Origin of the sequence: Actinomadura graeca, assembly GCF_019175365.1 — a bacterium.
Classification (GTDB): Bacteria; Actinomycetota; Actinomycetes; order Streptosporangiales; family Streptosporangiaceae; genus Spirillospora; species Spirillospora graeca.
The window spans coordinates 404968-430064 of record NZ_CP059572.1 but is presented as its reverse complement, the minus strand read 5'-3'; the positions used below and the strand labels follow the sequence as shown (position 1 = coordinate 430064).

The following is a 25097-nucleotide window of genomic DNA, read 5'->3' as shown; positions in this document are numbered from 1 at the left end:
GGGAAACGTTCGGGGCCCGTCCGGCGTTGGACAGGGGGAGGACGTTCCGCAACCCGAAGATGGAGCCATGCTGCCGTTCGCACTGGTCCTGGCGTTCCTGCTGCTGCCGGTCGTGGAGATCTACGTGATCGTCCAGGTCGGGCAGGAGATCGGGGCGTGGCCCACGGCCGGGCTGCTGGCCGCCGAAACGCTGCTGGGCGCGTGGATCGTGCGCCGTGAGGGGCGCCGCGCCTGGCGGGCGCTGCAGGAGACGTTCGGCCGCGGGGTGATGCCCGACCGGGAGCTGGCGGACGCGGCGCTGGTGATGGCCGGCGGGGTGCTGCTTCTGACGCCCGGGTTCGTGACCGACGCGCTGGGCCTGCTGTTCGTGCTGCCGTTCACCCGGCCGCTGGTGCGGCGGGCCCTGGGCCGGTACGCGGCGCGGCGGGTCCGGCTGGCCGAGGCGCGCGCCGGGGCGTTCCCGCCCGGGCTCGGCGGGCTCGGCGGCCTGGGGGGCGGCCCTTTCGGCGTGCCCGGGTCGCCGGAGGCGGGGCGCGGCGGCGACGGGACCCCGCAGGGGCCGGTGGTGCGCGGTGAGGTGATCGACGACGACGCCGGGCCGTCCGGCGGCGCGGGGGGACGGGCCGGGGGCGGCGGCAGCAGCCCGTCCCGCGCCTGACGGACGTTCTCCCCGGGCGACGTCCCTCGCCAGTCGGGGGCCACGGGTGCTCAGGCGTCGCGGGCCGTGAACAGCGCACCCCCGATCGCCAGGGCCGCGGCGGCGTAGGCGGCGAGCAGGCCGAGGCCCGCCCACGGGCCGATCGGCAGCGTGTCCAGGGCCCGGGTCGACCGGGCGGCGAGGCCGGCCGACATCGGCGCGTACCTGTCCAGCCGGTCGCGCCAGGCGGGGTCGCCGACGAACGGGGTGACGGCCGGGACGATCCACAGCACCGTCAGCACGCCGGTGATCGCTCCGGCGGAGTCGCGCAGCGCGGCGGCGGCGCCCAGGGACAGCAGCGCGACCAGGACGAGGTAGAGGACCGTCCCGAGCGCGGCGCGGGCGGTGGGCCCGTCGGCGGGCGACAGCGGCGGGTAGCCGTGCGCGGCGGTGAACCCGCCGCGCGGCAGGAGCAGCCGGGCGGCGGCGAGCGAGGCCAGCACCGCGGCGGTCCCGGCGGCGGCGACGGCCGCGCCGACCACGGCGGCCTTGGCGAGCAGCACCGTGGCCCGGCGGGGCACCGCCGCCAGTGTCGCGGCGATCGTCCCGGTCGCGTACTCCCCGCCGACGGCCAGGGCCCCGAGGACGACCGCGGCGACCTGCCCGGCCTGGACGCCCGACAGCGCCAGCCTCGGGGTGTCCTCCGCGCACCCGGCGGGGGTGTCGCAGTGGGAGGTGTCGACGGAGCCGGTGACCGCCGCGCCCACCGCGACGGTCGCCGCGGTCAGGGCGAGCAGCAGCCACGCGGTGCTCGGCAGCGTCCGCAGCTTCGTCCACTCGGCGCGCAGCGCGGAGGCGGGCGCGCTCACGCGTCCCGCCGTTTCAGCAGCCACGCCGCCGCGGCCAGCGCGCACGCGGTGTAGGCGCACAGCACCCCGAAGCCGGCCCAGGGGCCGATGGCGGTGTCGTAGCGGTGCAGGGTCCGCTGGATCGCGAACCCGGCGGCGGGCGTGAGCCGCTCCACCCACCGCGCCGCCGGAACCGGCAGGCCGGTCGCGACGATCTGCGGGACGAGGAGCAGCAGCAGGACCACGGTGATCGCGGGCGCGCTGCGCCGCATGATCGTGGCCATCGCCAGGCTGAACACCGCGATGACGGCGAGCAGCGCGGCGGTGCCGGCCGCCGCGCGCAGCACCGGGCCGTCGGTGAGAGGCGGCGGCGCCATCCCGTGCGAGCGCAGCACCGGCGCGGCCAGCAGCAGCGACGCGGAGACGGCGGCGAGCCCGGCGGCGAACGCCGCGGACCCGGCGACCACCGCCTTGGCGGCCAGGACCCGGCCGCGGCGGGGACTGGCCGCGAAGGTGGTGCGGATCGTCCCGCGCCGGTACTCGGCGGTGACGAACAGCACGGCGAGCGCGACGACGGCGGTCTGCCCGATCAGCACGCCGGTGAGGGTGGTCTGGGTGATGTCGTCGGCGAACAGGTCGGGGCCGACGTCCCCGGACCCGGCCAGGGTGAACGCGCCGCCGTCCCGCCGGGACCCGTCCGGCCGCCCGCCCGCCGTCCCGCCGGGGCCGCCGCGGTCGTGCCACGGCCCCGCGGCGGCGCCGGAGGAGGGGGTGAGGGCGACACCGTCGAAGGTGGCGCGGGTGTCGGCGGGTTCCCCGGAGACGGTCTCGCCGCCGAAGCTCCGCCGGACCCGGACGGTGTCGGGGACGGCCACGAACAGGCCCGCGGCGGCCGTGGCGGGCAGCCCGGCGAGGCGGACCGCGCCGACGCGCCGCCAGGCCCGGCCGTCGGCGGACTCGTAGCCGGTCACGGTCGTCCCGGCGCGGGTCAGCCTGAGCCAGCGGGGGGCGGCGCCGCCGGACGCGGCGCCCGCGCCGCCGGGCCGGTAGCCGGTCTGCATCCGCACGCCGTGCCCGGGGGTCACCGCGATGGCCGCGTAGGGCGCGCCGCGCCGCACGTCCCCGCGGATCATGAGGCCGGCCTTGGCCCAGGCGTGGCCGCCGTCCTGGGAGGCGACGCGGGCGACCAGCGTCCCGTCGCCGGTCATCGTCCGGTAGGTCAGGTGCCCCTGGTCGGTGATGCCCGCGGCGGGCGGCCTCTCCCCGCCGCCGCTGCCGGAGGTCCGTGCCCCGGCCGCGATCAGCAGCGCGACCAGGACGGTCACCAGAACCGACGCCGCGAGGGTGAGCATCCAGCGCGGCACCGACCGCAGCTTGGTCCACTCGGCCCGCAGCAGCCGCCCGAACCCGTCGCGGGCCTGCGCCTGGACGGTGCTGCGGTAGGGCGCGGCGGTGGTCATGCCTCCTCCCCGCAGTCCCCGCCGTCCGCACCGTCCGCGCCGTCCCGGGCGGGGACGGTGCGGCCGGTGACGGCGCGGAACTCCACCGCGTCGCGGGTCAGCTCCATGTACGCCTCCTCCAGCGTCGCGCGGTGCTCGGAGACGCCGGTGAAGGGCACTCCGGCGCCGGTGAGCGCCGCGATGACCTGCTCGGAGGACAGCCCGGAGACGGTGACGGCCCCGCCGCCCCCCGCGGCGACCTCGGCGCCCGCGCGGGCCAGCACCGTCATCGCCTCCTGGCGGCCGGTGGTGCGCAGCTCGACCCGCCCGCCGGACGCGGCGGCCAGCAGTTCCCCGACGGCGACGTCGGCGATGACGCGGCCCCGGCCGATCACCACCAGGTGGTCGGCGCCGCCCTCCAGCTCGCTCATCAGGTGGCTGGACACCAGCACCGCGCGGCCCTCGGCGGCCAGCGAGCGCAGCAGCCCCCGGATCCAGACGATCCCCTCGGGGTCCAGGCCGTTGACGGGCTCGTCGAACATCAGGACGGGCGGGTCGCCCAGCAGCGCGGCGGCGATGCCGAGCCGCTGGCGCATGCCGAGGGAGAACCGGCCGGCGGCGCGCCCGGCGGCGCGGGTCAGCCCGGCCATCTCGATCACCTCGTCCACCCGGCGGGCGGGCAGCCCGTTGGCGTGGGCCAGCCACAGCAGGTGGTCGCGGGCGCGCCGGGCCGGGTGCACGGCCGCCGCGTCCAGCATCGCGCCGAGGGCGCACAGCGGGGTCCGCAGCGACCGGTAGGGCCGCCCGCCGACCAGCGCCGTCCCCGCGTCGGGCCGGTCCAGCCCGAGGATGATCCGCATGGTGGTGGACTTGCCGGCGCCGTTGGGGCCGACGAACCCGGTGACGCGGCCCGGGGCGGCGGTGAACGTCAGGCCGTCCACGGCGACGGCGGGCCCGTACCGCTTGCGCAGGCCCCGCACTTCGATGGTTGCCTCCATGCCACCGGAGGCTACGGACCGGCGCCCCGCCGGGTCATCACGCCGCGGTGGCGTCCCGCGCGGCGCGGGCCGGGGGAGGCGCGTCCCCCGCGGGAGGGACGCCGCGGCGGCGCCGCGCACGCCACAATGGCGTGCGTGGGGGACGGCGGCGGATGCGCGCGGCCCGGACCGGCGGTCCGGCCGGGGACACGGCACGACCCGGGGACACGGCACCGCACGCGATCGCGGGTGCGGTGGCGGGCGGAGCGGGGGCCGTGGCCCGGGTGGTGGCCGGTGGCGGGGGTGTGCCTGGCGGTGGCGGGGGTGGCCGAGGCGGTGCTGCGCACCGGCGGCGCGGGCGCGGTGCTGCCGCTGGCGATCCTGCTGGACCTGTGCGCCACGCTGCCGCTGGTCCTGGCCGGTGAGCACGCCGTGGCCGCCGCCGCCGCGGTCACCGCCGCGGTGGGCCCGGCGACGGCGCTGCACCGCGGGCCCGCGGTGGCCGGGCTGGCCGCGCTGGCGGTGGCATGGGCGGCGGTGGCCCGCCGCCGGATCGGGCGCCGCCGCGCCGAGGCCGCCGCCCTCGCCGCCTCCCGCCGCGCGTTCGAGGACACGCTGCTGGAGCACACCGCCCGCGGTGAGCGCGCCCGCATCGCCCGGGAGCTGCACGACGTCGTCGCCCACCACATCTCGATGATCTCCGTGCAGGCCGAGACGGCGAGGCTGGCCACGCCCGGGATGCCCGAGGAGGGCGCCAGGCGGCTGCTGGCGATCGGCGACACCGCGCGGACGGCGCTGACGGAGATGCGGCGGCTGCTGGGCGTCCTGCGCGAGGACGCCGGGGCCGCCGGCGCCGCGCCGACACGGCGTCCGCAGCCGGGCCTGCAGCAGCTGCTGGACCTGGTCGACGAGACCCGCGGCTCCGGCGCGGCGGGCACCCGGCTGATCGTGCGGGGGCGGGTCGCGGCGCTGGACCCCGGCGTGGAGCTGACCGCGTACCGGATCGTCCAGGAGGCGCTGACGAACGCGCGGCGGCACGCGCCCGGCGCCGCCGTCGACGTGGAGCTGGACTACACCGGGGAGACGCTGGTGGTCAGCGTCCGCGACAACGGGCCCGGCCCCCCGCAGGGCGCCGGGCCGGGCGCCTCGCCCGGCGGGGTGGGGCACGGGCTGCTGGGGATGCGCGAGCGCGCGGCGGCCGTGGGCGGTGACCTGCGGACGGGGCCGGGGCCGGTCGGCGGGTTCCTGGTGCGGGCGACGCTGCCGGCGGGGTCCGGCGGGGCGGGGGCGCCGTGACCGCGGTGGTGCGGGTCGTGGTGGCCGATGACCAGGAGGTGGTCCGCGCGGGGTTCGGCGCGCTGCTGGGGACCCAGCCGGACCTGGCGGTCGTGGGGACCGCCGCCGACGGCGCGGCGGCGGTGTCGGCGTGCCGCCGGCACGCCCCGGACGTGGTGCTGATGGACGTGCGGATGCCGTTGATGGACGGCATCGAGGCCACCCGCCGGATCGCCGCCGCCGAGGGCGCGCCGCGGGTGCTGATGCTGACCACGTTCGACCTGGACGAGCACGTCTACGACGCGCTGGTGGCGGGCGCGAGCGGGTTCCTGCTCAAGGACGTGACGGCCGAGCGGCTGTTCGACGCGGTGCGGGTGGTCGCGGCGGGGGAGGCGCTGCTGGCGCCGGCGGTGACGCGGCGGCTGATCGGGGAGTTCGCGCGGCTGCGGCCCCGCCCCCCGTCGGCGTCGCTGGAGGGGCTGACGCCCCGCGAGACCGACGTGCTGCGGCTGGTCGCCGAGGGCCTGACCAACGCCGAGATCGCCGCGCGGCTGGTGGTGGGGGAGAGCAGACCGTCAAGACCCACGTCAGCCGCGTCCTGCGCAAGCTGGGGCTGCGCGACCGGGTCCAGGCGGTGGTGACGGCGTACGAGACCGGGCTGGTGCTGCCCCGCCTGGGCCGCTGACACGGCCCCGCCCTGGCCCGTTGATCCTGGCCCTGTGGACGCGGGGTCCAAGGGGAAGGGCCCGCACCGCCCCTGCCGGCGGTGCGGGCCCGTCCTCGGATGCCCGGTCGGTGCGGGGTCAGCCGGTCAGGCGGACTTCCTGCGTCCCGCGCGCAGGATCTCCAGGCGCTCGGCGAGGACCTCTTCCAGGTCCTCGACGGTGCGCCGTTCCATGAGCATGTCCCAGTGGGTGCGCGGCGGCTTTCCCTTCTTGGCTTGGGGCAGCTCACCGTCCACCCGCAGGGCCGCGGCGCCGCAGCTGCGGCATTCCCAGGTCATCGGCACCTCGGCCTCGGCTGCGAGCGTCACGGTGAACCGGTGTCCCTTGGTGCAGGTGTAGTCCACCTCTTGCCGAGGGGCCAGATCGGTGTTGCGATCGTTCTCGTAGCTCGTCGCTCCGAGTCGGGTGCCGCGAAGTGCGCGCTCGGCCATCGTCACGTGCCTCCCAGACGGCTTGCGGTCTTGCCCTGACCAACGCTGATAACCCCGACAAGATTCCCTGTCCCGGCGGGATCCAACCCTGTCGTTTCCGGCCGCACCGGGCCGCCCGGGGGAGACCTTCCGGACGGGGCGCTATCCGCGGGTGGTGAGCACCTCGTCGATCAGGCCGTACTCCCTGGCCTCCTCGGCGGTGAAATAGCGGTCGCGGTCCAGGTCACGGCGGACGGCCGCGGCGTCCCTCCCGGTCGCCGCGGCCACGATCGCCTCCATCTGCCCGCGCAGCCGCAGCAGCTCGCGCGCCTGGATCTCCAGATCGCTGGACTGGCCGCGGGAGACCTCGATCGTCGGCTCGTGCAGCAGGATCCGGGAGCGGACGAGCGCGGCGCGCCTGCCGGGGGCGCCGGCCGCCAGCAGGATCGCCGCCGCCGAACCGGCCTGCCCGACGCAGGTGGTCTCGACCTCGGGGCGGATGAACTGCATGGTGTCGTGGATCGCCATCATCGCGGTCAGCGACCCGCCGGGCGAGTTGATGTACAGGGCGATGGGCCGGTCGGGGTCCATGCCCTCCAGGGCGATCAGCTGCGCGGTGACGTCGTTGGCGCTGGTGTCGTCGACGGGCGTGCCGAGGAAGACGATGCGGTCCTCGAACAGCTTGTTGTAGGGCGTCATCTCCTTGAGCCCGTACGACGTCCGCTCCACGAAGGAGGGGACGACGTAGCGGCCCTTGGCGCGCATCAGGAGCCCACCCGGTCGGTGGTGTCGATGACGTGGTCGACCATGCCGTACTCGCGGGCCTGCTCGGCGGTGAACCAGCGGTCGCGGTCGCCGTCGGCCTCGATCCGCTCCAGCGGCTGCCCGGTGTGGAACGCCGTCCGCTCGGCGAGGATCCGCTTGAGGTACCGCGACTGCTCGGCCTGGATCTTGATGTCGGAGGCGGTGCCGCCGATGCCGCCGTGCGGCTGGTGCATCATCACCCGGGCGTGCCGCAGCGCGTACCGCTTGCCGGCGGTGCCGGCGCACAGCAGCGTCTGCGCCATCGAGGCGGCCATGCCCATCGCGACCGTGGAGACGTCGTTGGGCACGAACTGCATCATGTCGTAGATCGCCATGCCCGCGTCGACGACGCCGCCGGGGGAGTTGACGTAGAGGGTGATGTCGCGGCGGGCGTCCTGCGCGGCGAGCAGCAGCAGCTGCGCGTTCACCCGGTTGGCGACCTGGTCGTCGATCTCCGAGCCGAGGAACACGATCCGCTGCGCGAGCAGCCGCTCGAACAGCTGCGCGTCGGCGATCGGGGGGGCGTCGGCGACCTTGGCCCAAGACCTGCCCGCGTAGGTCCGCGGCCGCGCCGGGTGCGGGAACTCCCCGGGTTCGTCGGACCAGGGCGTGCCGGGCCACGGCGTGCTTGGTCCCCGTCGGTCGAACATGGCGCCTCCTCGTTTTCGATCTGTACAGAGCGTACGCTTTGTACATGTGCGGAGAGTACAACCGCCGCGCGAGGGGCACCAGGGAAGTTCGCTATACGATGAACAGCGTGGAAAAGCCGGTGACCGAGGCACGCAAGGAGTTCGCCGACCTGGTGAACCGGGTGGCCTACACGGGGGAGCGGGTGGCGCTGACCCGCCGCGGCAAGATCATGGCCGCATTGGTGTCGGCGGAGGACCTGGAACTGCTGGAGAGCCTGCGCGCCGGGCGGCTGGACCTGACCCAGGCGGGCCAGGTGGCCCCGCCCGCCGACCGTCCCCAGCACAGCCCGCTGCGGATCGCGGCCGAGTACCGTCCCGGCGGCCCGCCGCGCCCGCCCGGCTTCGGCCGCTGACCGTCCCGCCCGTCCCGCCCGTCCTGTCCCGCCGTCCCGTCCGCTGAGCTGTGTCTTTGCTGCCTCAGGCTTCGGTGGCCGCTCGCTTCGGCTTTCTTCTTACTTTGTAAAGGCCCGCGGCTGGTGGGCTACCCGGACCTGGGCGGTGAAGGTCTCGATACCGTCCACGACAGCCGCGAAGCGTGTGGAGCGGAACAGGTCGAACACGTGCTGGGCGCCGGGCAGCTCGGCGTAGACGACCGGGGCGCGGGAGGTCTCCCGCAGCCGCCGGGCGAACCGGCGGGCGGCCTCGACGGGGACGCAGGTGTCGCGGTCACCGTGGGCGATGAGGAACGGCGGCGCGCCGGGGTGCAGGTGGTGCTCGGGTGAGGTGGCGGCTCCGTCGTCGTAGACCTCGCCGTAGTAGCCGTACAGGCAGATCGCGGCGGTGACGGTGGTGTCGGCGTCCTCGAAACCGGGCTGGCAGGACGGGTCGCCGGCGGTGAGCGCGGCCATCGCCGCCAGATGGGCTCCGGCGGAGCTGCCCGCGACGAACACCTGGGAGGGGTCGGCGCCGTACTCGGCGGCGTGGGCGCGCGCCCAGGCGATGGCCTTCTTGGCGTCGACGAGCGGGTCGGGGAACCGGGAGCCGGGCCGCAGCCGGTAGTCGGCGCTGACGCACAGCCACCCCCGGCCCGCCAGGCGGTTCAGCAGGGGGCGCGCCTCCCGGTTCCTGTGCCCGCCGGTGAAGCCGCCGCCGTGCAGGTAGACCAGGACGGGCCCGCCGGGCGGGCGGGAGCGGTGGTGGCGGACGTCGAGGAGGTTGCGGCGTCCGGCGTCCCGGTAGGGGATGCCTGCCACGTGGCGGACACCGCGTCCGCGCAGCGGCAGCGGCGCGATGAGCGCCGCCGCCCGGGCCCGGCGCCGCGGCGCGGCGGCGCGGCGGTCACGGGCGTGGCCGCGGGCGTGGCCGCGGGGCGTGGTCGCGGTCATGGGAGGGGGAGTGGACGCGGGGTCGAACGCGGCGGCCAGGGCGCGGCCGATCGCGGGCCGGGTGCGGGCGGCGCGGGCGGCGATGACGGTGAGCGCCGCGGCGGTCAGGGCCGCGAGGGCGACCGCGGCCCAGGCGGCGGGCGAGCCGATGTCGTCCTGCGCGAAGGCCACGGCCGTCCAGGCCGCGAGCCAGAGCAGGGCCGGGACGGGCAGCTCGTTGATCACCAGTCCCGAGCGGAAGGCGATCCGGCCGAGGACGCGCGGGCGGCGCGGCGGGGCCAGGGCGAGCAGGGCGCACCAGGCGGTGACGGCGACGGTGATCAGGTAGCCGATGGGCGCGGGTCCTCCGGTCGGGCGGTGACGGGCGGGGTGGTCATGCCTGTGAGCGTCGCGGGCCCGGCCGTGGCGCGCATCGGGCGCGGGTCGGCGGCGGGTCCGCCCGGGGACGGGGGCGGGTTCGACTTTGGTAGGTGCCGCCGCCGGGCGGGCCGCGGCTACCGTGTGCCCGTGGACGGTGCGATCGACGACGGCGGGACCTGCGCGGACGCGCAGGCGGAACCGCGGTGCCCGCGGGGCGCCGCGATGGCGGGCGTGATCGCCGCGGTGGGCGCGCTGGCCGCGCTGACGGTCTGGGGGCGGTTCGAGGCGCAGGGGGCGGGACCGCCGCTCGCGGCCGACGCGGCGGCGGGCGCGGCCGGGTGCGCGCTGCTGCCCGTCCTGCGCCGCCATCCGGTCGGCGCCGCGCTGGCGCTGGCGGTGCTGGCGGCGCTGTCACCGGCGGCGACGCCTCCGGCGACGCTGGGGGCGCTGTGGGTGGCCGGGCGGCGCCGGTTCCCGGTGGCCGCCGCGGTGGCCGCGGCCGGGGTCGCGGCGCACGCGGTGCAGGGGCTGTGGCGTCCCAACGGGGGGATCTCCTACGGCTGGTGGCTGGCGCTGATGGCCGTCGCCTACGGCGCGCTGGTCGGGTGGGGGGCGCTGCTGCGGGCGCGGCGGGCGCTGCTGGCGTCGCTGCGGGAGCGGGCGGCGCGGGCCGAGGCCGAGCAGGGCCGCCGGGTGGCCGAGGCGCGGGCGCTGGAGCGGGCGCGGATCGCGCGGGAGATGCACGACGTGCTGGCGCACCGCCTGTCGCTGCTGGCGACGTACGCGGGCGCGCTGGAGTACCGCCCGGACGCGCCGCCGGAGCGGCTGGCGCGGGCGGCCGGCGTGGTCCGGGACGGCGCGCACCAGGCGCTGGAGGAACTGCGCGAGGTGATCTTGCTGCTGCGCGCCGACGACGGCGACGAGGACGGGACCGGGGACGGCGGCGAGGTGGCGGGCGGGCGGCCGCAGCCGGTGCTGGCGGACCTGCCGCGGCTGGTGGAGGAGTCCCGGGACGCCGGGGGGCGGGTGCGGCTCAGCGACCGGGTGGTGGATCCGGGGGCGCTGCCCCCGGCGGCGGGGCGGACGGCGTACCGGGTGGTGCAGGAGGGGCTGACCAACGCCCGCAAGCACGCGGCGGGGCTGCCGGTGCGGGTGGCGCTGGAGGGCCGTCCCGGCGCCCGGCTGGTGATCGACATCAGCAACCCGCTGCCCGGCGGCGGGCCCGGTGCCCGGGGGCCGGCGGTGCCGGGGTCGGGGACGGGGCTGGTGGGGCTGACCGAGCGGGTGCGGCTGGCCGGGGGGAGCCTGGACCACGGCGCGGCCGCCGGGGAGTTCCGGCTGCGCGCCTGGCTACCATGGCCGGCGTGAGCCGCCCCCTGCGCGTCCTGGTCGTCGACGACGACGCGCTGGTGCGGGCGGGCCTGGTGATGATGCTGGACGGCGTCCACGGCCTCCGGGTGGTGGGCGAGGCCGCCGACGGCGCCGAGGTCGCGGCGGCCGCGGACGCGCTGGCCCCGGACGTGGTGCTGATGGACCTGCGGATGCCGCGGGTGGACGGGATCACCGCGACCGGCCGGCTGCGGCGCCGCGCGGACCCGCCGGAGGTGATCGTGCTGACGACCTTCGACGCCGACGAGGACATCCTGGGGGCGCTGCGGGCGGGCGCGAGCGGGTTCCTGCTGAAGGACACCCCTCCGGCGCGGATCGTGGAGGCGGTGCGCAAGGTCGCGGCGGGTGAGCCGATCCTGTCGCCGCGGGTGACGAGGCGGCTGATGGAGCGGTCGGCGGTGCAGGCGGGCTCGCTGGAGCGGGCGCGTGCGGCGCTGGCGGTGCTGAGCCCCCGCGAGGGCGAGGTGGTGGCCGCGGTGGCGCGCGGCGGGAGCAACGCCGAGATCGCCGCGGAGCTGTTCATGACGGTGGCGACGGTGAAGGCGCACGTGTCGAACGTCCTGGACAAGCTGGGCCTGGACAACCGCACGCAGATCGCTTTGCTCGCCCACGACGCCGGGCTGGCCTGACCGGGCGTCTTCCCGGGGACCCGATTCCGGGGCTGGGCCTGTGGCGGGACGTGTCCGCGGCGGGAGGCTACGCCTCGCGCCGCCCGTTCTCCCGCGCGCCGCCCTGGCCGCCTTCCGGGACGTCTGTGATGTCTGGGGCGGTGCCCGGGGCGTCGTGCCGGGTGGCGGTGCCGTGGCCGGGGGCGGGGCGGGGCCACTGGCCGCGGGAGGCCATGACGTGGCGGAGGGTGACCAGCTCGTCGGTCATGATGCCGTCGATGCCGAGGTCGAGCAGGCGCCGCATGGCGGCGGCGTCGTTGACGGTCCAGGCGTGGACCTTCAGGCCGAGCTCGTGGGCCTGGGCGATGAACGCCCCGGTGACGAACGGGACGGGCCCGAGGCCGTAGGGGACCTGGGCGCAGGCGACGCCGGTGGCGGCGAGGCGGACGAGCTTGGCGGCGGGGCCGCCGTAGGACTTGGCGCGCAGGGCCATCAGCCCGCGGGGGCCGAGGGAAGTGCACACGTCCCGGTCGGTGAACAGCGGGAGCCGGGCGCGCATCTGCGCCAGGCGGCGGGTGGAGAAGGAGGTGATGCACACCCGGTGCCAGGCGTTGGTGCGGTGCAGCGCCTCGGCGAGGGGCCCGATGACGGGGGCGTCCTTGAGGTCGATGTTGACGCGGGCGCCGGGGAAGGAGCCGAGGACGTCCTCCAGCCGGGGGATGGGCTCGGTGCCGCCGATGCGGGCCCGGGCGACCTCGGCGTAGGGGAGGCGGGCGATGACGCCGGTGCGGTCGGTGACGCGGTCCAGGGTGCGGTCGTGGAAGGCGACGACGACGCCGTCGGCGGTGGCGTGCGCGTCGGTCTCCAGGTAGCGGTAGCCGAGGTCGGTGGCGCGCTGGAAGGCGGCCATGGAGTTCTCGGGCCGGCCGCCGGCGCCGCCGCGGTGGGCGAAGGGGATGGGGCCGGGATGGTCGAGGAACTCGTACGAGCGGCGCACCCCCCCGATTATGGCGGACCCACCCCGCCACCCCTGCCTTACTACGTAAAGCACCGGGGCGGTGTTACCGTCGAGCCCCGACGATCACCAGGAGGACCCAGCGATGGCCACAGCCGACGACTACAGTGCGACGTTCGATCTCGTGGACGTCGACGGTGACGGCTACATCACCACGGCCGAGCTGAGGAACCTGATGGGGGCGCTGGGCGAGCCGATCAGCGGGACCCGCGCGGTGGAGGTGGTCGTGGCGGCCGACGCCGACCACGACGGGAAGGTCTCGCTGGAGGAGTTCGCGGCGCTGATGCGGCGCACGGCCGTCCGGTAGCCCCGGCTCGGACGGGCCCCGCGGCGGGCCGGTGGCCGCGCGTGCGGGGTGCCCGCCGCGCGGAGACCGGCGGCGGGCAGGGCGCGGGCGGGGGCCTGGGCGAGCACGGGTCCGGGTGCGGTCCGGGTGGTCAGGGTGCGGGCCGCCGCCGCAGTTTCAGGGCGTTGTCGGTGCGGGTGCCGGGCTGCCCGTCGGGCTTGTTCTGGACGCGCTCGTGCTCCTCGCTGAGCTGGAGCTCCCACTGCCCCTCGGGCAGGCCGAGGGAGGCGTGGACCTCGTCCGGGGTCGGGAAGTGGACGTCCTGGTCGTGGCCGTGGTCGTGCTCCCAGGACGGCCATCCGGCGTGCCCGACGATGAGGAGGGTCCCGCCGGGCGCGACCGCCGCGGCGGCGGCCCGCAGGACCTCCTCGCGGGGGAGGTGCCCGCCGGGTGAGTGCAGGAAGTGCGCGGAGACCAGGTCGAAGGTGCCGGCGGGGAACGACACGGCGAAGTCGTGGCGCTGGAAGTCGATGCGCCCGGCGACCCCGGCGTCGGCGGCGTGCCGGGCGGCGCGCTCAAGGGCGACGCGGGAGATGTCGGCGGCGGTGACGCGCCAGCCCCGCCGGGCGAGCCAGACCGCGTCGGCGCCCTCGCCGCAGCCGAGGTCCAGGGCGGTGCCGGGAGCCAGGCCGGTGGCCTCGCGCACCAGGACGGCGTTGGGGTCGCCGCTCCAGATCCTCTCGCTCTCGGCGTAGCGGGCGTCCCAGAACCCGGCGCCGGAATCGGTGCCGGCGTGCCCGGCGGTGTCATGCCCGGCGGTGTCATGCCCGGGGGTGCCGTGGTGCGCGGGCGTGTCGTGGTGCTCGGTCATGGTGCCTCCTCGCTGCCGTGACCGGAATCATCGGCGGCGCCGTCCCGCCGTGGCGAATCCTGTTGCCGTTCCCGCAAATCCCGGGGCGGAGGCCGCCGCGCCGCCGACGCGCTAGGTTGCTAGCATGCTAGCAACGGTGCTAGCGTCGGGGACGTGGGCGACGAGGACGTCAAGCAGTTCAACGTGTACCTGCCGATCAGTCTGATCAAGCAGGTCAAGCACCACTCCATCGAGTCGGGGCTGTCGCTGTCGGCGCTGGTCGCCGAGGCTCTGCGCGCCTACCTCGCGGGGGTCCAGGAGCAGCGCCGCCCGCCGGAGCGACCATCGGGACGAGACAAGGGGAGATGACATGCCGACCGAGGGAATCGAGGCCGTGTTCCTGGAGACCCACAACTGGGGGAAGGCGGCCGGGTTCTTCCAGGCGCTGGGGTTCGAGCTGGAGTTCTCGACCGGCCACGGCTCGGGGCAGCTCCGCAACGGGGACGGCCCGTATGTGTTCATCGCCGAGATCCCCGAGGACCGCGAGCCCCAGGTCCGGCTCGCGCTGAGGGTGCCCGACCCGGAGGCGTTCCACGCCGGTCCGCAGGTCGAGGTGGTGACGCCGTTCACCGACACCCACTACGGGACCCGGGAGATGACCGTCCGCGATCCCGACGGGCGGCTGTGGAGCCTGCAGGCCCCGGCGAAGCCTGACGGAACCGAGCAGGGCTGACAGGGCTGGGCGGGAAGGGCGGACGCGGTGGCGAGGGCCGCGGTGAGGGGGGCTGGGATGCGCAGGTGGCGCGGTGATCCCTGGGCGGTGCTGGTGACGCTCAGCCTGGGGTTCTTCCTGACCCTGCTGGACCTGACGGCCGTGAACGTCGCCCTCCCCAGCATGATCGGCGGGCTGGGCGCCTCGCTCGACGAGGCGCTGTGGGTGATCAACGTGTACGTGCTCGTCCTGGCGGCGCTGCTCATCACCGCCGGCAGGCTGGGCGACGTGCACGGGCCGCGCGCCCTGTTCGCCGGGGGCGTGGCGCTGTTCACCCTCGCGTCGGTGCTGTGCGCCCTGGCGCAGGGCCCGGCGCAGCTGATCGCGGCGCGTGCCGTGCAGGGGCTGGGCGCGGCGGCGCTGCTGCCGCAGACGATGACGCTCATAATCGCGGCGTTCCCGCCCGAGCGGCGGGGTGCGGCGCTCGGCGTGTGGGGCGGGGTCGCGGGCCTGGCGACGATCGCCGGGCCGACGCTCGGCGGGTTCCTGGTCGCCGCCGCCGGCTGGCGGTGGATCTTCGTGGTGAACGTCCCGGTCGGCGTGGCGGTGCTCGTGCTGGCCGCCGTGCTGGTGCCCGACGTGCGGCAGGGTGCGCGGCACCGGCTGGACGTGCCGGGTGTCGTGCTGGCCACGGCGGCGCTGCTGTGCCTGACGTTCGGGCTCACCGAGGGCCAGCGGTACGGCTGGAACGCGGGGATCTGGGCGCTGCTGGCGGGGTCGGTGGTGCTGCTGGCGGTGTTCCTGGTCCATCAGGCGTCGCGGCAGGACCGCGAGCCGCTGCTGCCGTTCGCGCTGTTCCGCGATCGCGGGTTCGCGGTGATGAGCGGGGTGGCGGCGGCGGTCCAGGTCGGGATGATCGGGTTGTTCCTGCCGGTGATGCTGTACCTGCAGTCGGTGCTGGCCTTCGGCGCGCTGGAGGCGGGCCTGGTGATGGCCCCGGCGATGGTGGTGTCGGCGCTGGTGTCGCCGGTCGCGGGCCGGATGGCCGACCGGTCCGGCGGCACGTCGGTCCTGGTGGGCGGGCTCGTGTCGTTCGGGACGGGGATGGCGTGGCTGGCGCTGGCCGCCGGAGTGGAAAGCACCTGGTACGGGCTCCAGGCGCCGCTGCTGGTGGCCGGGGCCGGGACCGGCTGCGTGTTCGGCCCGATGGTGAGCGTCGCGATGCGCGGCGTGGAGCCCGCGATGGCCGGGGCCGCCTCCGGGGTGCTGAACACGATCCGGCAGATCGGCACGATCGCCGGCAGCGCCGCGGTCGGCGCGGTGCTGCAGAACCGCCTGGCGGCCGCGGTCCGGGACGAGGCGTCCCGGCGGGCCGGGGCGCTTCCGGCGGACGTCCGCGGCGGGTTCGTCGCCGGGTTCGGCGATGTGCCGGGACGGGGCCTGGGGGCCGGTGCGGGGCGGGCCGGCGGGGCTCTGGATCCGCCGCCGGGCACGCCGCCGGGCGTGGCCGAGCAGATCCGGCAGGCGGCGGCGTCGGCCTATGAGCACGGGTTCGTCCACGCGATGCGGCCGGCGCTGGCCCTGCCCGTCGCGGTGATCGCGGCCGGTGCCGTCGCGTGCGCGCTGGTGAGGGGCGGGCCGGTGCGGCGGCGGCCGCCGTCCGGTGGTGCCCGTATCGTGCCTGATGCCGGGGCCGGTGGCAGGGGGCGGCGCGCCGGGCGTGCGGGCGCTCCCGAGGCGTGAGGCGGGGGAGGGGTCAGTCGGCCCATTCGCGGCGGCGGGCCTCGGCGAGGGCGATGGCGGTGGCGACGGCGACGTTGAGGGAGCCGACGCGCCCGACCTGGGGGATGTAGGCGACGGTGTCGGCGGCGGCGAGCAGGGCGGGGGAGCAGCCGTGGTCCTCGCCGCCGACGGCCAGGCAGATGTCGCCGGCCAGGGGCGCCTCGTGCAGGGGGACGGCGTCGGTGGTCAGCTCGATCGCGATGATCCGCAGGCCCGCCTTGCGGACGGCGGCGGCGGCCTCGGCGGCGGTGCCGGCGTGCTCCCAGGGCAGGAGCCGTTCGGTGCCGAGGGCGGTCTTGGCGACGTTGCGGTGGGTGGGGGGCGTGGCGTTCCCGGCGAGCCAGAGGTGCTCGACGCCGAACGCGGCGGCGCTGCGGATGATGGAGCCGGTGTTGAAGGGCTGGGTGACCGATTCGACGAGCAGCCCGAGGCGGCCGCCGGTGCGGCGGCGCCAGTCGCGGTTGAGGCGCTTGACGTCGGTGGGCCGCAGCTGCCGGCGTCCCTGCGCGGGGTCGGGGGTGCTCATCGGGGTGCTCCTTGCACGGGACTGCCGGGACCGCCGGGGTCCTCGGGATCGCCGGTGGCGGCGGGGGTGACGCGCAGGACGCGATAGGCGGACCGGGACGCGATCCGCTCGGCGGGCAGGCCCTGGGCGTTCAGCCAGCGTTGCAGGGAGTCCGAGCCGAGGTGCTTCTGGACGACGAGGTGGGCGGCGCCGCCGGGGGAGAGGCGGGGCAACCAGGCGAGCAGGAGGTCGTGCAGGACGGCCTTGCCGATGCGGATCGGGGGGTTGGACCAGATCGCCGCGAATCGCAGGCTGGGGTCGATCCCGTCCGCCACCGTGAACCTTACATTGTCAAGCCCGGCGGCAGTGGCATTACCCTCCGCCAGCTCCAATGCACGCCGGTTCACATCCACACCCCATACGCTCGCCTGCGGCGAGCGGCGGGCCATGGTGAGGGCGATGGGGCCGTATCCGCAGCCGAGGTCGAGGAGGTCCCCGCCGGGTGGGGGAGGGGGGACGGTCTCCAGCAGGACGCGGGTGCCGGGGTCGACGCGGTCGGGGGAGAACATGCCGCTGTCGGTCTGCAGGCGCAGGTGGAGGTCGGGCAGGACGAGATCGACGGTGCGGCGGCGTCCGGCGGCGGCGGGACGTTCGGCGAAGTAGTGTTCCCCCACGTCGGCCGACCGTATCAGCGTCCGGGTCGTACCCGCGCCGCATGCGGGCGGCCCAGGGGATCCCCGGGGGTCCCCGGGGCAGGGCGGGGGGTGTCAGGGCAGGCGGGAGAACCAGGCGAGGGACGCGCCTCCGGCGGCGAGCGCGAACAGCAGCGCCAGGCCGGTGTAGCGGGCGGCGACGTCGCGGTGCTCGGTCTTGAAGCCCAGGGAGCTGCCGATGTTGGCGTAGACCTCGTCGAGCTGGCCGGCGTCGGCGGCCTCGTACGCCTTGCCCTGGGTGCTGTCGGCGAGGGTCTTGAGGGTCTCCTTGTTCACCGAGACGCTGGTGGTCTCGCCCTCGATGTCGACGGTGCCGTAGGGGGTCCCGAACGCGATGGTGGACACCGGGACGTGCGCGGCGCGGCTGGCGTCGATGGCCTCCTGGACGGTGCGCCCGGTGGTGTTGTCGCCGTCGGACAGCAGCACGATGTGGGCGGGCGGGGGGTCCTGGCTGGCCTGGGCGTCGAAGCTGCGGACGCCCTGCAGGGAGGTGAAGACGGCCTCGCCGATCGCGGTGCGCTTGGCCAGGACGAGCTGGTCGAGGGAGGCGATGGCGGCGTCGCGGTCGGCGGTCGGCGCGGCGACGAGGTTGGCGCTGCCGGCGAAGGACACCACGCCGACGTTGAAGCGGGAGGGCAGCTCGCGGATGAAGGTCTTGGCGGCGCTCTTGGCGGCGTCGAAGCGGGAGGGGGCGACGTCGCGGGCCATCATCGACAGGGACACGTCGACGGCGACCATGATGGTGGCGCGGTCGCGGGGGACCTTCACCGACGTCGCGGGGCGCGCGAACCCGATCATCATCAGCACGATCATGATGAGGAACAGGGCGGCGGCGACGTGGCGGCGCCAGCCGGGGCGCCGGGGGGCGACCTGGGACAGCAGCGCGAGGTTGGTGAAGCGGACGGCGTACTTGCGGCGGCGCATCTGCAGCAGCAGGTAGGCGGCGGCCAGCAGCGGGGCCAGTGCCAGCAGCCAGAGGCGCTCGGGTGACAGGAAGGTCATGGTCGCGCTCCGGCGGTGGTGACGGGTCGTCCGGCGGCGCGGCGCTGGCGGAGGGCGAAGCGGGCGATGTCGGTGATCCAGTCGCGGTCGGTGCGCAGGACGAGGTGGTGGGCGCCGCTGCGGCGCAGCGCGGCGCGGGTGCGTTCGCGCTGGGCGGCGGCCGCGGCGGCGTAGCGTTCGCGGACGCGGCGGCTGAGGACGATCTCGTGGACGGCGCCGGTCTCGGGGTCGCTCATCTCGATGAGGCCGACGTCGGGGAGGTCGAGTTCGCGCGGGTCGATGATCTCGATGGCGAGGACCTGGTGGCGGGCGGACAGGCGGCGCAGGGGCCGTTCCCAGGGCGGCTGGACGTGCCCTGCCGCCGCGGGACCGCCGCCGGTGCCGGTGCCGCCGGGGTCGTCGAGGGGCGCGAGGAAGTCGGAGATGATCACGCGGAGGCCGCGGCGGGTCTGGCCGCGGTCCAGGGAGGTGATGGCGGCGGCGAGGTCGCCGTGGGGGGCGGTGCCGCGTGACAGGCCGGCGCGGGCGCCGGTCATGGTGGTCTCGCCGGGGGCGGCGCCGGTGGCGGGGGCGTCCAGGACGGCCTGCAGGAGGGCGTACATGGCGGCCTTGCCGGTGCGGGCGGGGCGGCGGCGCAGCCCGTCGCGGTGCAGCAGGTAGGCGCCGGCGCGGTCGCCGAGGCGGACGGTGAGGAACCCGACGGCGGCGAGGGCGGCGGCGGCGAGGTCGCGTTTGACGAGGGTGCCGGTGCCGAAGTCCATGCTGGGCGTGAGATCGACCAGGGACCACGCCTCGAGTTCGTGGTCGGCGATGAGGTCGCGGACGTGGGGGGTGGTGGTGCGGGCGGTGACGGCCCAGTCCATGTGGCGGACGTCGTCCTCGCCGGGCTGGTAGAGGCGGGCCTCGGCGCTTTCGGTGCCGGGGCCGGGGAGCAGGCCGAGGTGCTCGCCGTTGAGCAGGCCGTCGAGGCGGCGGGTGACCTGCAGTTCCAGGCGCCGCAGGGTGCGTTCGGGTGCGAGCTGGGCGACCCGGGCGCTCATGGGGTGGTCACCGCCGCGGCGCCGTGGTTCCAGACGACGCGGGGCGGGGGGACGGCGGTGAGGATCTGGGCGACGACGTCGCCGGGGTCGATGCCGTCGGCGAGGGCGTCGAAGGTCAGGACGAGGCGGTGGGCGATGACGTCGCGGGCGACGGCGCGGACGTCGTCGGGCAGGACGTAGTCGCGGCCCGACAGCAGGGCCAGGGCGCGGGCGGCGGAGACCAGGCCGAGGGTGGCGCGGGGGCTGGCGCCGATCTCGATGACGGTGCGCAGGTCGGGCAGGCGGTACTGGTCGGGTTCGCGGGTGGCCATGACGAGCCGGACGATGTAGTCGGCGATGAGCTCGTGGACGGAGACCTCCTCGGTGGCGCGCTGGAGGCCGGCGAGGCGGGCGGTGTCCAGGACGGGGGCGGCCTCGGGGGGGTCGACGCTCATCCGCTGGAGGATCTGCAGTTCCTCGTGGGCGGCGGGGTGGTGGACGTCGATCTTCATCAGGAACCGGTCGCGCTGGGCCTCGGGGAGGGGGTAGACGCCCTCGGATTCGATGGGGTTCTGGGTGGCCAGGACGATGAAGGGGCGGGGGAGGGGGTAGGTGTTGCCGCCCAGGGAGACCTGGCGTTCGGCCATGACCTCCAGGAGGGCGGACTGGACCTTGGCGGGGGCGCGGTTGATCTCGTCGGCGAGGATGAAGTTGACGAAGACGGGGCCGAGCTCGACGTCGAACTGCTCGGTGGAGGGGTGGTAGATGCGGGTGCCGACGATGTCGGAGGGGACGAGGTCGGGGGTGAACTGCAGGCGGGCGAAGGTGCCGCCGACGACGCGGGCGAGGGTGCCGACGGCGAGGGTCTTGGCGACGCCGGGGACGCCCTCGATGAGGCAGTGGCCGCGGGCGAGGAGCGCGACGACCATCCGCTCGACCATGTGCTCCTGGCCGACGATGACCTTCTTGACCTCGGTGACGGTGCTCTGGAGCTGGGCCGCGGCCTCGTCGACATCGTGGGCGGCGATGGTCATCTGGTGTCCCTCGGTGTCCTCGGGTGTGCGGGCGGGCGCCTTCTGACCCTACGCGATCACTTGTACCCGTTCGTGCCGGATACCTGCGTGTCGGAGGTGATCGGTTCGGGGGTGTGTCCAGGGGGTGGTACGGGGCCGGGCCGCGGTCCGGTTCCGGGCCGGTGCCCGGCCTGCGGCGAGCCCGGGCTGGGTCCGGGGTCCGGGGGCGGGGTCCGGGTCGTTCGCGTGTCGGGTCCGCGTTGTGCCCGCGTCGTCTCGGGGGCGGCCGTGGCGGGGGCGGGATTGTTAGTGTGGCGGCATGTCGAGGCCGTTGCCGCCGGGTGATCCCGCGCAGCTGGGACCGTTCCGCCTGTCGGCGCGGTTGTCGGAGACGCCGGCGGGGATCGTGTTCCTGGGGGTGGACGGGGAGGGGCGCCGCGCGAGCGTGGCGGTGCTGAACCGGGGCGCGGCGGGCGACGCGGCGGCGCGCGGCCGGTTCCGGGCGGCGATCAACGCGGCGGTCCCCGGTCCGGGCGGCCCGCCGGGACCCCCGGGGCCTCCTGGGCGCCCGGGGCCGGTGGGAGGCCGGGCGGCGGGGGGAGCGGCGCCGGTGGTGGCGGCGCAGCCGGACGGCCCGGCGCCGTGGGTGGCCACGGCGTACGAGGCGGAGCGGGCGGGCGCGGAGCGGTTCTTGGAGCCGGTGCTCTTGGAGGGGTCGTTCCGGGGGCGGTGGGGGCGGCGCGGGCCGGGGTTCCAGCCGTACTGGCTGGGGTCGGGTGAGCCGGCGCTGGATCGTCCGCAGGAGCGGCCGGCGGCGCAGCCGGGGCTGGCAGGGGAGCGGCCGCCGGAGCGGAACATGGTGGCGGCGGTGCTGTCGCTGGCGGCGGCGCTGCTGGTGCTGGCGTTGCTGATGGGGGTGTTGTTCGCGTGTCAGCCGGAGGTGAAGGAGCCGCCGCCGCTTCCGCCGGAGCCGACGCCGACGGCGCAGGTGCCGTCTCCGTCGCAGGGGCCGTCGTCGCCGCGGCCGTCGCCGTCTCCGCCGCCGGTGACCCCGTCTGACCCGGTGTCGCCGGGGCCGACGCCGCCGGGCGGCGGCGGGGACGACGGAGGCCCCGTCTGACCGGTGGGTCCGGACGTGGCAGGCGCTCTGTAGCGGCGTATCCCGCATTGGGGCCTTTTGGCTGGTTTCAAGGGTTTTCTCCGTTGCGTGGCGGGCCGGGCGTGGGCAGCATGAGGGGATGCCGGAGACTCTGATCGCCTTCACGGGCGCGGCGGTGCTGATCGCGGTCGCGCCGGGCCCGAGCACGGTCGTGATCATGCGTCAGTCGCTGCGGGCGGGACGCCGCGGCGGGCTGGCGACGGTGCTGGGCAACGAGGCCGGTGTGCTGGCGTGGGGGCTGGCGGCGGCCGCCGGCCTGTCGGCGCTGCTGGTGGCGTCGCGGCTGGCCTACGACGGGCTGCGGGTCCTCGGCGCGGGCGTGCTGGTGTGGTTCGGGGCGCGGGCGTTGTGGCAGGCCCGCCGGGGTGCGCCGGCCGCCGGCGTGGACCACGCCGCTGTGGACCACACCCCCGGCACCGTGGGGGACGGCGGGGGAGCGGTGACGGGGTGGCGGTGCTTCCGGCTCGGGCTGGCCACCAACGCCGCGAACCCCAAGGCCGGGGTGTTCGCGGTGTCGTTCCTGCCGCAGTTCGTCCCCGGAGGGTGGCCGGTGCCGGTGGCGCTGGCGGTCCTCTCGGTGCTGTGGGCGCTGATCGACCTGGCCTGGTACACGGCGGTGGTGTGGCTGGTGGGCGCGGCACGGCGGGCGCTGGGCCGCCCGGTGGTGCGGCGGCGCCTGGAGCAGGTGTCGGGCGTGGTGCTGGTGGGCCTGGGGGTGCGGCTGGCGGCCGAGACCCGCTGACGCATCCGCCCCCGCACCGGCGGGGGCGGGCGCCCCCGCGCCTGCCGCCCGGCCCGGCGAGGTCCGCCGCCGCGCCGCTCCGCCCGGCGAGGGGATTCCGGCCACGGACGCGCGGCATTATGCGACGGTTCAGAACACGGTGTCCGCGGGTCTGTCCCGGACGCGCCGAACACCGGCGGCCGGACGCGCGCCCGGCGCCCGCATCACCCCGCCGCCGGCGGACGCGGCGGCGCGGCCCCCGCCGGCCCAGCGGCGCCGCCGCCGGAATCCGCCCAGGTCACGGCCGCCTCCGCACCGCCGCCCGGGACGGGCGGAGACCAGGCGGACGGGTGTGACGCGGGCGCCACCATGACACCCAGGTGACGGGCGGGTGACGCCACGCCCCCCGGCCGACACGCGGCCGCGCCGCAGGCCCCTCTGAACACATGATCGCCCTACAGGGGCGGCGCGCCGTAGCCTTGGGCGATGACCGCACTGGATGACCTCGTCGACCGTTACATGGACGAGCTCGCCGCCCTGGACCCGTGCCAGGCGGCGATCATGGGGATCGCCGGGCAGGACTCCCGTCTGACCGACTACGGCCCCGACGGGCTCGCGGCCCGCGCCGATCTGGCCCGCGCCACCCTGGCCCGCCTGAACGCCGTCGCCCCCGCCGCTCCCCCCGCATCCGCTCCCGCCGCCACCGGCGGCACCCGCCCCGGCGCCCAGAACGGCGCCACCCCCACCCCCACCCCCACCCCCACCGCCGGTGCCGCTCCCAGCACCGTCCCCGGAACCGCCGCCGACGCCGACCGCATCGCCGCGGCCGTCCTCCGCGAACGGCTGGAGACCGACCTGGCCCTGCACGACGCCCACGTCCACGACACGGCCCTGAACACCCTGGAAGGACCACTGCAGCGGCTCCGCATCGCGATCGAGCTCCTGGACCGCGGCGACGACACCGACTGGGACGCCGTCCGCGGACGCCTGCGGGCCCTGCCCGGCGCGCTGCGGGACCTGCGCACCGGGCTGCTCCGCGCCTGCCAGAACGGGCGGATCGTCGCCCGCCGCCAGATCGCCCGCAACGTCCAGAGCTGCCTGGAGACCCCCGGCTGCCTGGCCGAGATCACCGCCCGGCACGGCGGCGGCCCCCTGCGCGGCGAACTCGACGACGCCGTCGCCGCCGCGTCACGCGCCCTGGCCGAGTTCGCCGAGTTCCTGTCGGGCGAGCTGGCCCCCCGCGCCCCCGAACGCGACGCGCTGGGCGCCGACCGGTACCGGCTCGGCGTCCGCGACCTGCTGGGCACCACCCTGGACCTGGAGGAGACCTACGCGTGGGGCTGGGAGGAACTGGCCCGGATCGAGACCGAGATGGACGAGGCGGGGGAGCGGATCCTGCCGGGCGAGCCGCTGCCGGCGGTCCGCGCCGCGCTGGACAACGACCCCGCCTACCGCATCCACGGCGCGGACGCGTTCCGGGCGTGGATCCAGGAACTGGCCGACCGGGCGATCGGCGACCTGGACGGCGTCCACTTCGACATCCCCGCGCCGCTGCGGCGGATCGAGTGCCGCATCCCGCCGGTGGAGTCGGGGATCTACTACCTGGCGCCGTCGGAGGACCTGTCGCGCCCCGGGCGGGTGTGGTGGACGGTCAAGGACCGCGACCAGGACATCGTCACCTGGACGGTGCCGGGCATCATGTTCCACGAGGGCGTCCCCGGCCACCACCTGCAACTCGGCGTGACCATCCTCAACACCGGCCTCAACCGGTTCCAGCGGCTGTCCAGCGAGCTGTACCCCGGGTACTGCGAGGGCTGGGGCCTGTACGCCGAACGGCTCATGGGCGAGCTGGGCTACTACCACGACCCGGCGCACCTGCTGGGCATGCTGGCGGGCGGCCAGCAGTTCCGCGCCGCCCGCGTGATCCTCGACATCGGGATGCACCTGGAACTGCCGATCCCCGCCGGGACGGGCTTCCACGAGGGCGAACGGTGGACCCCGCAGCTGGCCCTGGAGTTCCTGCGCGCCCACGCGGGCCCGCAGCCGGAGGCGGCGATCACCTTCGAGGTCGACCGGTACCTGGGGCTCCCCGCCCAGGCCATCGCCTACAAGGTGGGGGAGAAGGTGTGGCTGGAGGCGCGGGAGGCGGCACGCGCCCGCGCGGGCACGGCGTTCGACCTCAAGGAGTTCCACCGCCGCGCGCTCGACCTGGGGCCGATGGGCCTGGACCGGATGCGCGCCGAGCTGACCCGCGCCTGACCCGCGCGCCCCGCACCGGCGCCTGCCGCACCGGCTCGCCCCGCAACGGGCCGGTTCGCTGCGGGGGGACGACCCCCCGCACCCCACGGAACGCCCCGGTGCCGCGGCGCCCCCGGCCGTCCTGCGGCCCGGGGGCGCCGCGGAGCCCGGCGCGGATCCGCTCGGCGTCCCGGTCACGGACGTCACCGCGGCCCTCGCCCCCGCCGTCGCCATAGCCGCCGACCCCGCCGCCACCTGCGCCGTCCCGGGCGCCGTGGCCGCTCAGCCGGCCGCCCCCGTACAGCCGCGGCCGGGGATACGGGCGGCGGCGGTGCGCCCGCTCCAGCAGCCACACCACCGGCCCGCCCACCGCCGTGAGCAGCACGGCCGCCTCCACGGCGGACCCCAGCGAGGACGCCACGGCGGTCACCGCGCGCCGCCGTGGGGGAGCGGGGCGGGGTTGACCGCGGCACCCTTGGCGAACGTGTAGCCGCCCAGACGCCGCGACTCGCCCCCCGAGCAGCCGTGGATGTAGCGCCGCGCCGCGGGCCCGCCCGGCCCGCCCCTGTTCGTGCCGGTACGTGTTCCCATGCGTC

Annotated in this window: 27 protein-coding genes and 1 pseudogene; 13 read left to right on the top strand and 15 right to left on the bottom strand. The window is 76.4% G+C overall.

All coding sequences use genetic code 11. The annotated features are described in order from the left end of the window. Positions 1-67 precede the first annotated feature (67 nt). Positions 68-658, top strand: a complete 591-nt coding sequence (locus AGRA3207_RS02200) for an FxsA family protein (RefSeq protein ID WP_231332867.1) — start codon at positions 68-70, stop codon at positions 656-658. A 50-nt stretch (positions 659-708) separates the two neighbouring features. Here the strand turns inward: AGRA3207_RS02200 and AGRA3207_RS02195 are convergent, their stop codons facing one another. The 3 genes from AGRA3207_RS02195 to AGRA3207_RS02185 are packed head-to-tail and all read right to left on the bottom strand — an operon-like array spanning position 709 to position 3922. Beyond that, on the bottom strand, positions 709-1506 hold the full coding sequence (locus AGRA3207_RS02195; protein WP_231332866.1) for an ABC transporter permease subunit: 798 nt from the start codon (positions 1504-1506) through the stop codon (positions 709-711). After that, entirely contained in the window at positions 1503-2945 is a 1443-nt protein-coding gene (locus AGRA3207_RS02190) for a DUF1349 domain-containing protein (RefSeq protein ID WP_231332865.1), read from the bottom strand. The genes AGRA3207_RS02195 and AGRA3207_RS02190 overlap by 4 nt, the downstream gene beginning before the upstream one ends. Further along, complete coding sequence (locus AGRA3207_RS02185; protein WP_231332864.1) at positions 2942-3922, bottom strand: ABC transporter ATP-binding protein; 981 nt, start codon at positions 3920-3922, stop codon at positions 2942-2944. The genes AGRA3207_RS02190 and AGRA3207_RS02185 overlap by 4 nt, the downstream gene beginning before the upstream one ends. A 273-nt stretch (positions 3923-4195) precedes the next feature. Between AGRA3207_RS02185 and AGRA3207_RS39715 the strand changes: the two genes are divergently transcribed. Together AGRA3207_RS39715 and AGRA3207_RS02175 are read left to right on the top strand one after the other, a co-directional pair. Continuing rightward, positions 4196-5197 carry a sensor histidine kinase gene (locus AGRA3207_RS39715; RefSeq protein ID WP_273699994.1) on the top strand — a complete coding sequence of 334 codons (1002 nt, stop codon included), beginning with the start codon at positions 4196-4198 and terminating at the stop codon, positions 5195-5197. Between the two features lie 5 nt (positions 5198-5202). Further along, positions 5203-5861: pseudogene (locus AGRA3207_RS02175) on the top strand (response regulator). 126 nt (positions 5862-5987) lie between these two features. Here the strand turns inward: AGRA3207_RS02175 and AGRA3207_RS02170 are convergent. The 3 genes from AGRA3207_RS02170 to AGRA3207_RS02160 all read right to left on the bottom strand — a co-directional run bounded on the left by AGRA3207_RS02170 (position 5988) and on the right by AGRA3207_RS02160 (position 7765). Beyond that, positions 5988-6332, bottom strand: coding sequence for an RNA polymerase-binding protein RbpA (locus tag AGRA3207_RS02170; RefSeq protein ID WP_231336205.1), 345 nt, complete (start codon positions 6330-6332; stop codon positions 5988-5990). A gap of 141 nt (positions 6333-6473) precedes the next feature. Then, complete coding sequence (locus tag AGRA3207_RS02165; RefSeq protein WP_231332863.1) at positions 6474-7076, bottom strand: ATP-dependent Clp protease proteolytic subunit; 603 nt, start codon at positions 7074-7076, stop codon at positions 6474-6476. Next, positions 7076-7765: a ClpP family protease gene (locus AGRA3207_RS02160; RefSeq protein ID WP_231332862.1), complete on the bottom strand. Its 690-nt coding sequence runs from the start codon at positions 7763-7765 to the stop codon at positions 7076-7078. Before AGRA3207_RS02160 ends, AGRA3207_RS02165 begins: the two co-directional genes overlap by 1 nt. A 107-nt stretch (positions 7766-7872) precedes the next feature. Between AGRA3207_RS02160 and AGRA3207_RS02155 the strand changes: the two genes are divergently transcribed. Then, positions 7873-8157: a type II toxin-antitoxin system Phd/YefM family antitoxin gene (locus AGRA3207_RS02155; RefSeq protein ID WP_231332861.1), complete on the top strand. Its 285-nt coding sequence runs from the start codon at positions 7873-7875 to the stop codon at positions 8155-8157. 99 nt (positions 8158-8256) lie between these two features. Here the strand turns inward: AGRA3207_RS02155 and AGRA3207_RS02150 are convergent, their stop codons facing one another. Beyond that, on the bottom strand, positions 8257-9354 hold the full coding sequence (locus AGRA3207_RS02150) for an alpha/beta hydrolase (RefSeq protein ID WP_231332860.1): 1098 nt from the start codon (positions 9352-9354) through the stop codon (positions 8257-8259). A 282-nt stretch (positions 9355-9636) separates the two neighbouring features. Between AGRA3207_RS02150 and AGRA3207_RS02145 the strand changes: the two genes are divergently transcribed. Then, on the top strand, positions 9637-10857 hold the full coding sequence (locus tag AGRA3207_RS02145; RefSeq protein ID WP_231332859.1) for a sensor histidine kinase: 1221 nt from the start codon (positions 9637-9639) through the stop codon (positions 10855-10857). Then, positions 10845-11507, top strand: coding sequence for a response regulator (locus AGRA3207_RS02140; RefSeq protein WP_231332858.1), 663 nt, complete (start codon positions 10845-10847; stop codon positions 11505-11507). The genes AGRA3207_RS02145 and AGRA3207_RS02140 overlap by 13 nt, the downstream gene beginning before the upstream one ends. Positions 11508-11574: 67 nt before the next feature. Here AGRA3207_RS02140 and AGRA3207_RS02135 read toward each other — a convergent pair whose 3' ends face one another. Continuing rightward, a complete protein-coding gene (locus AGRA3207_RS02135; RefSeq protein ID WP_231332857.1) occupies positions 11575-12483 on the bottom strand; it encodes a glycerophosphodiester phosphodiesterase family protein in 909 nt (302 codons plus the stop codon). A gap of 103 nt (positions 12484-12586) precedes the next feature. On the opposite strand from AGRA3207_RS02135, the gene AGRA3207_RS02130 reads away from it, so the two are divergent. After that, positions 12587-12808, top strand: a complete 222-nt coding sequence (locus AGRA3207_RS02130; RefSeq protein WP_231332856.1) for an EF-hand domain-containing protein — start codon at positions 12587-12589, stop codon at positions 12806-12808. Positions 12809-12938: 130 nt separating this feature from the next. Here AGRA3207_RS02130 and AGRA3207_RS02125 read toward each other — a convergent pair whose 3' ends face one another. Then, positions 12939-13658 (bottom strand): class I SAM-dependent methyltransferase, encoded by a 720-nt coding sequence (locus tag AGRA3207_RS02125; RefSeq protein WP_231332855.1) that lies wholly within the window; start codon positions 13656-13658, stop codon positions 12939-12941. Between the two features lie 153 nt (positions 13659-13811). Between AGRA3207_RS02125 and AGRA3207_RS02120 the strand changes: the two genes are divergently transcribed. Genes AGRA3207_RS02120 through AGRA3207_RS02110 form a run of 3 tightly spaced genes read left to right on the top strand, consistent with a single transcriptional unit; the run spans position 13812 to position 16092 of the window. Further along, positions 13812-14006: a ribbon-helix-helix domain-containing protein gene (locus AGRA3207_RS02120; RefSeq protein WP_231332854.1), complete on the top strand. Its 195-nt coding sequence runs from the start codon at positions 13812-13814 to the stop codon at positions 14004-14006. A 1-nt stretch (position 14007) separates the two neighbouring features. Then, positions 14008-14370, top strand: coding sequence for a VOC family protein (locus AGRA3207_RS02115; RefSeq protein ID WP_231332853.1), 363 nt, complete (start codon positions 14008-14010; stop codon positions 14368-14370). 57 nt (positions 14371-14427) lie between these two features. Further along, entirely contained in the window at positions 14428-16092 is a 1665-nt protein-coding gene (locus tag AGRA3207_RS02110; protein WP_273699993.1) for a DHA2 family efflux MFS transporter permease subunit, read from the top strand. Between the two features lie 13 nt (positions 16093-16105). Here AGRA3207_RS02110 and AGRA3207_RS02100 read toward each other — a convergent pair whose 3' ends face one another. From AGRA3207_RS02100 to AGRA3207_RS02080, 5 genes are all read right to left on the bottom strand, one after another. After that, entirely contained in the window at positions 16106-16657 is a 552-nt protein-coding gene (locus tag AGRA3207_RS02100) for a TrmH family RNA methyltransferase (protein ID WP_231332852.1), read from the bottom strand. Further along, positions 16654-17310 (bottom strand): class I SAM-dependent methyltransferase, encoded by a 657-nt coding sequence (locus tag AGRA3207_RS02095; protein WP_231332851.1) that lies wholly within the window; start codon positions 17308-17310, stop codon positions 16654-16656. The genes AGRA3207_RS02100 and AGRA3207_RS02095 overlap by 4 nt, the downstream gene beginning before the upstream one ends. Positions 17311-17403: 93 nt before the next feature. Then, positions 17404-18351, bottom strand: a complete 948-nt coding sequence (locus tag AGRA3207_RS02090) for a VWA domain-containing protein (protein WP_231332850.1) — start codon at positions 18349-18351, stop codon at positions 17404-17406. After that, entirely contained in the window at positions 18348-19391 is a 1044-nt protein-coding gene (locus AGRA3207_RS02085; protein WP_231332849.1) for a DUF58 domain-containing protein, read from the bottom strand. The genes AGRA3207_RS02090 and AGRA3207_RS02085 overlap by 4 nt, the downstream gene beginning before the upstream one ends. Then, positions 19388-20404, bottom strand: a complete 1017-nt coding sequence (locus tag AGRA3207_RS02080) for an AAA family ATPase (RefSeq protein ID WP_231332848.1) — start codon at positions 20402-20404, stop codon at positions 19388-19390. Before AGRA3207_RS02080 ends, AGRA3207_RS02085 begins: the two co-directional genes overlap by 4 nt. A 298-nt stretch (positions 20405-20702) precedes the next feature. Between AGRA3207_RS02080 and AGRA3207_RS02075 the strand changes: the two genes are divergently transcribed. The 3 genes from AGRA3207_RS02075 to AGRA3207_RS02065 all read left to right on the top strand — a co-directional run bounded on the left by AGRA3207_RS02075 (position 20703) and on the right by AGRA3207_RS02065 (position 24522). After that, a complete protein-coding gene (locus tag AGRA3207_RS02075) occupies positions 20703-21503 on the top strand; it encodes a hypothetical protein (protein ID WP_231332847.1) in 801 nt (266 codons plus the stop codon). A 118-nt stretch (positions 21504-21621) separates the two neighbouring features. Further along, positions 21622-22284, top strand: coding sequence for a LysE family translocator (locus AGRA3207_RS02070; RefSeq protein ID WP_231332846.1), 663 nt, complete (start codon positions 21622-21624; stop codon positions 22282-22284). 465 nt (positions 22285-22749) lie between these two features. Next, entirely contained in the window at positions 22750-24522 is a 1773-nt protein-coding gene (locus tag AGRA3207_RS02065; RefSeq protein ID WP_231332845.1) for a DUF885 domain-containing protein, read from the top strand. A gap of 405 nt (positions 24523-24927) precedes the next feature. On the opposite strand, the gene AGRA3207_RS02060 is transcribed toward AGRA3207_RS02065, so the two are convergent. Next, on the bottom strand, positions 24928-25092 hold the full coding sequence (locus tag AGRA3207_RS02060) for a hypothetical protein (protein ID WP_231332844.1): 165 nt from the start codon (positions 25090-25092) through the stop codon (positions 24928-24930). Positions 25093-25097 lie beyond the last annotated feature (5 nt).

Excerpts from the sequence above, each read along its gene's own strand:
- AGRA3207_RS02200 (WP_231332867.1), top strand. The coding sequence starts at position 68 with ATGCTGCCGTTCGCACTGGTCCTGGCGTTCCTGCTGCTGCCGGTCGTG.
- AGRA3207_RS02190 (WP_231332865.1), bottom strand. The coding sequence starts at position 2,945 with ATGACCACCGCCGCGCCCTACCGCAGCACCGTCCAGGCGCAGGCCCGC.
- AGRA3207_RS02185 (WP_231332864.1), bottom strand. The coding sequence starts at position 3,922 with ATGGAGGCAACCATCGAAGTGCGGGGCCTGCGCAAGCGGTACGGGCCC.
- AGRA3207_RS02170 (WP_231336205.1), bottom strand. The coding sequence starts at position 6,332 with ATGGCCGAGCGCGCACTTCGCGGCACCCGACTCGGAGCGACGAGCTAC.
- AGRA3207_RS02165 (WP_231332863.1), bottom strand. The coding sequence starts at position 7,076 with ATGCGCGCCAAGGGCCGCTACGTCGTCCCCTCCTTCGTGGAGCGGACG.
- AGRA3207_RS02160 (WP_231332862.1), bottom strand. The coding sequence starts at position 7,765 with ATGTTCGACCGACGGGGACCAAGCACGCCGTGGCCCGGCACGCCCTGG.
- AGRA3207_RS02140 (WP_231332858.1), top strand. The coding sequence starts at position 10,845 with ATGGCCGGCGTGAGCCGCCCCCTGCGCGTCCTGGTCGTCGACGACGAC.
- AGRA3207_RS02130 (WP_231332856.1), top strand. The coding sequence starts at position 12,587 with ATGGCCACAGCCGACGACTACAGTGCGACGTTCGATCTCGTGGACGTC.
- AGRA3207_RS02125 (WP_231332855.1), bottom strand. The coding sequence starts at position 13,658 with ATGACCGAGCACCACGACACGCCCGCGCACCACGGCACCCCCGGGCAT.
- AGRA3207_RS02115 (WP_231332853.1), top strand. The coding sequence starts at position 14,008 with ATGCCGACCGAGGGAATCGAGGCCGTGTTCCTGGAGACCCACAACTGG.
- AGRA3207_RS02110 (WP_273699993.1), top strand. The coding sequence starts at position 14,428 with ATGCGCAGGTGGCGCGGTGATCCCTGGGCGGTGCTGGTGACGCTCAGC.
- AGRA3207_RS02100 (WP_231332852.1), bottom strand. The coding sequence starts at position 16,657 with ATGAGCACCCCCGACCCCGCGCAGGGACGCCGGCAGCTGCGGCCCACC.
- AGRA3207_RS02090 (WP_231332850.1), bottom strand. The coding sequence starts at position 18,351 with ATGACCTTCCTGTCACCCGAGCGCCTCTGGCTGCTGGCACTGGCCCCG.
- AGRA3207_RS02085 (WP_231332849.1), bottom strand. The coding sequence starts at position 19,391 with ATGAGCGCCCGGGTCGCCCAGCTCGCACCCGAACGCACCCTGCGGCGC.
- AGRA3207_RS02080 (WP_231332848.1), bottom strand. The coding sequence starts at position 20,404 with ATGACCATCGCCGCCCACGATGTCGACGAGGCCGCGGCCCAGCTCCAG.
- AGRA3207_RS02075 (WP_231332847.1), top strand. The coding sequence starts at position 20,703 with ATGTCGAGGCCGTTGCCGCCGGGTGATCCCGCGCAGCTGGGACCGTTC.
- AGRA3207_RS02070 (WP_231332846.1), top strand. The coding sequence starts at position 21,622 with ATGCCGGAGACTCTGATCGCCTTCACGGGCGCGGCGGTGCTGATCGCG.
- AGRA3207_RS02065 (WP_231332845.1), top strand. The coding sequence starts at position 22,750 with ATGACCGCACTGGATGACCTCGTCGACCGTTACATGGACGAGCTCGCC.
- AGRA3207_RS02060 (WP_231332844.1), bottom strand. The coding sequence starts at position 25,092 with ATGGGAACACGTACCGGCACGAACAGGGGCGGGCCGGGCGGGCCCGCG.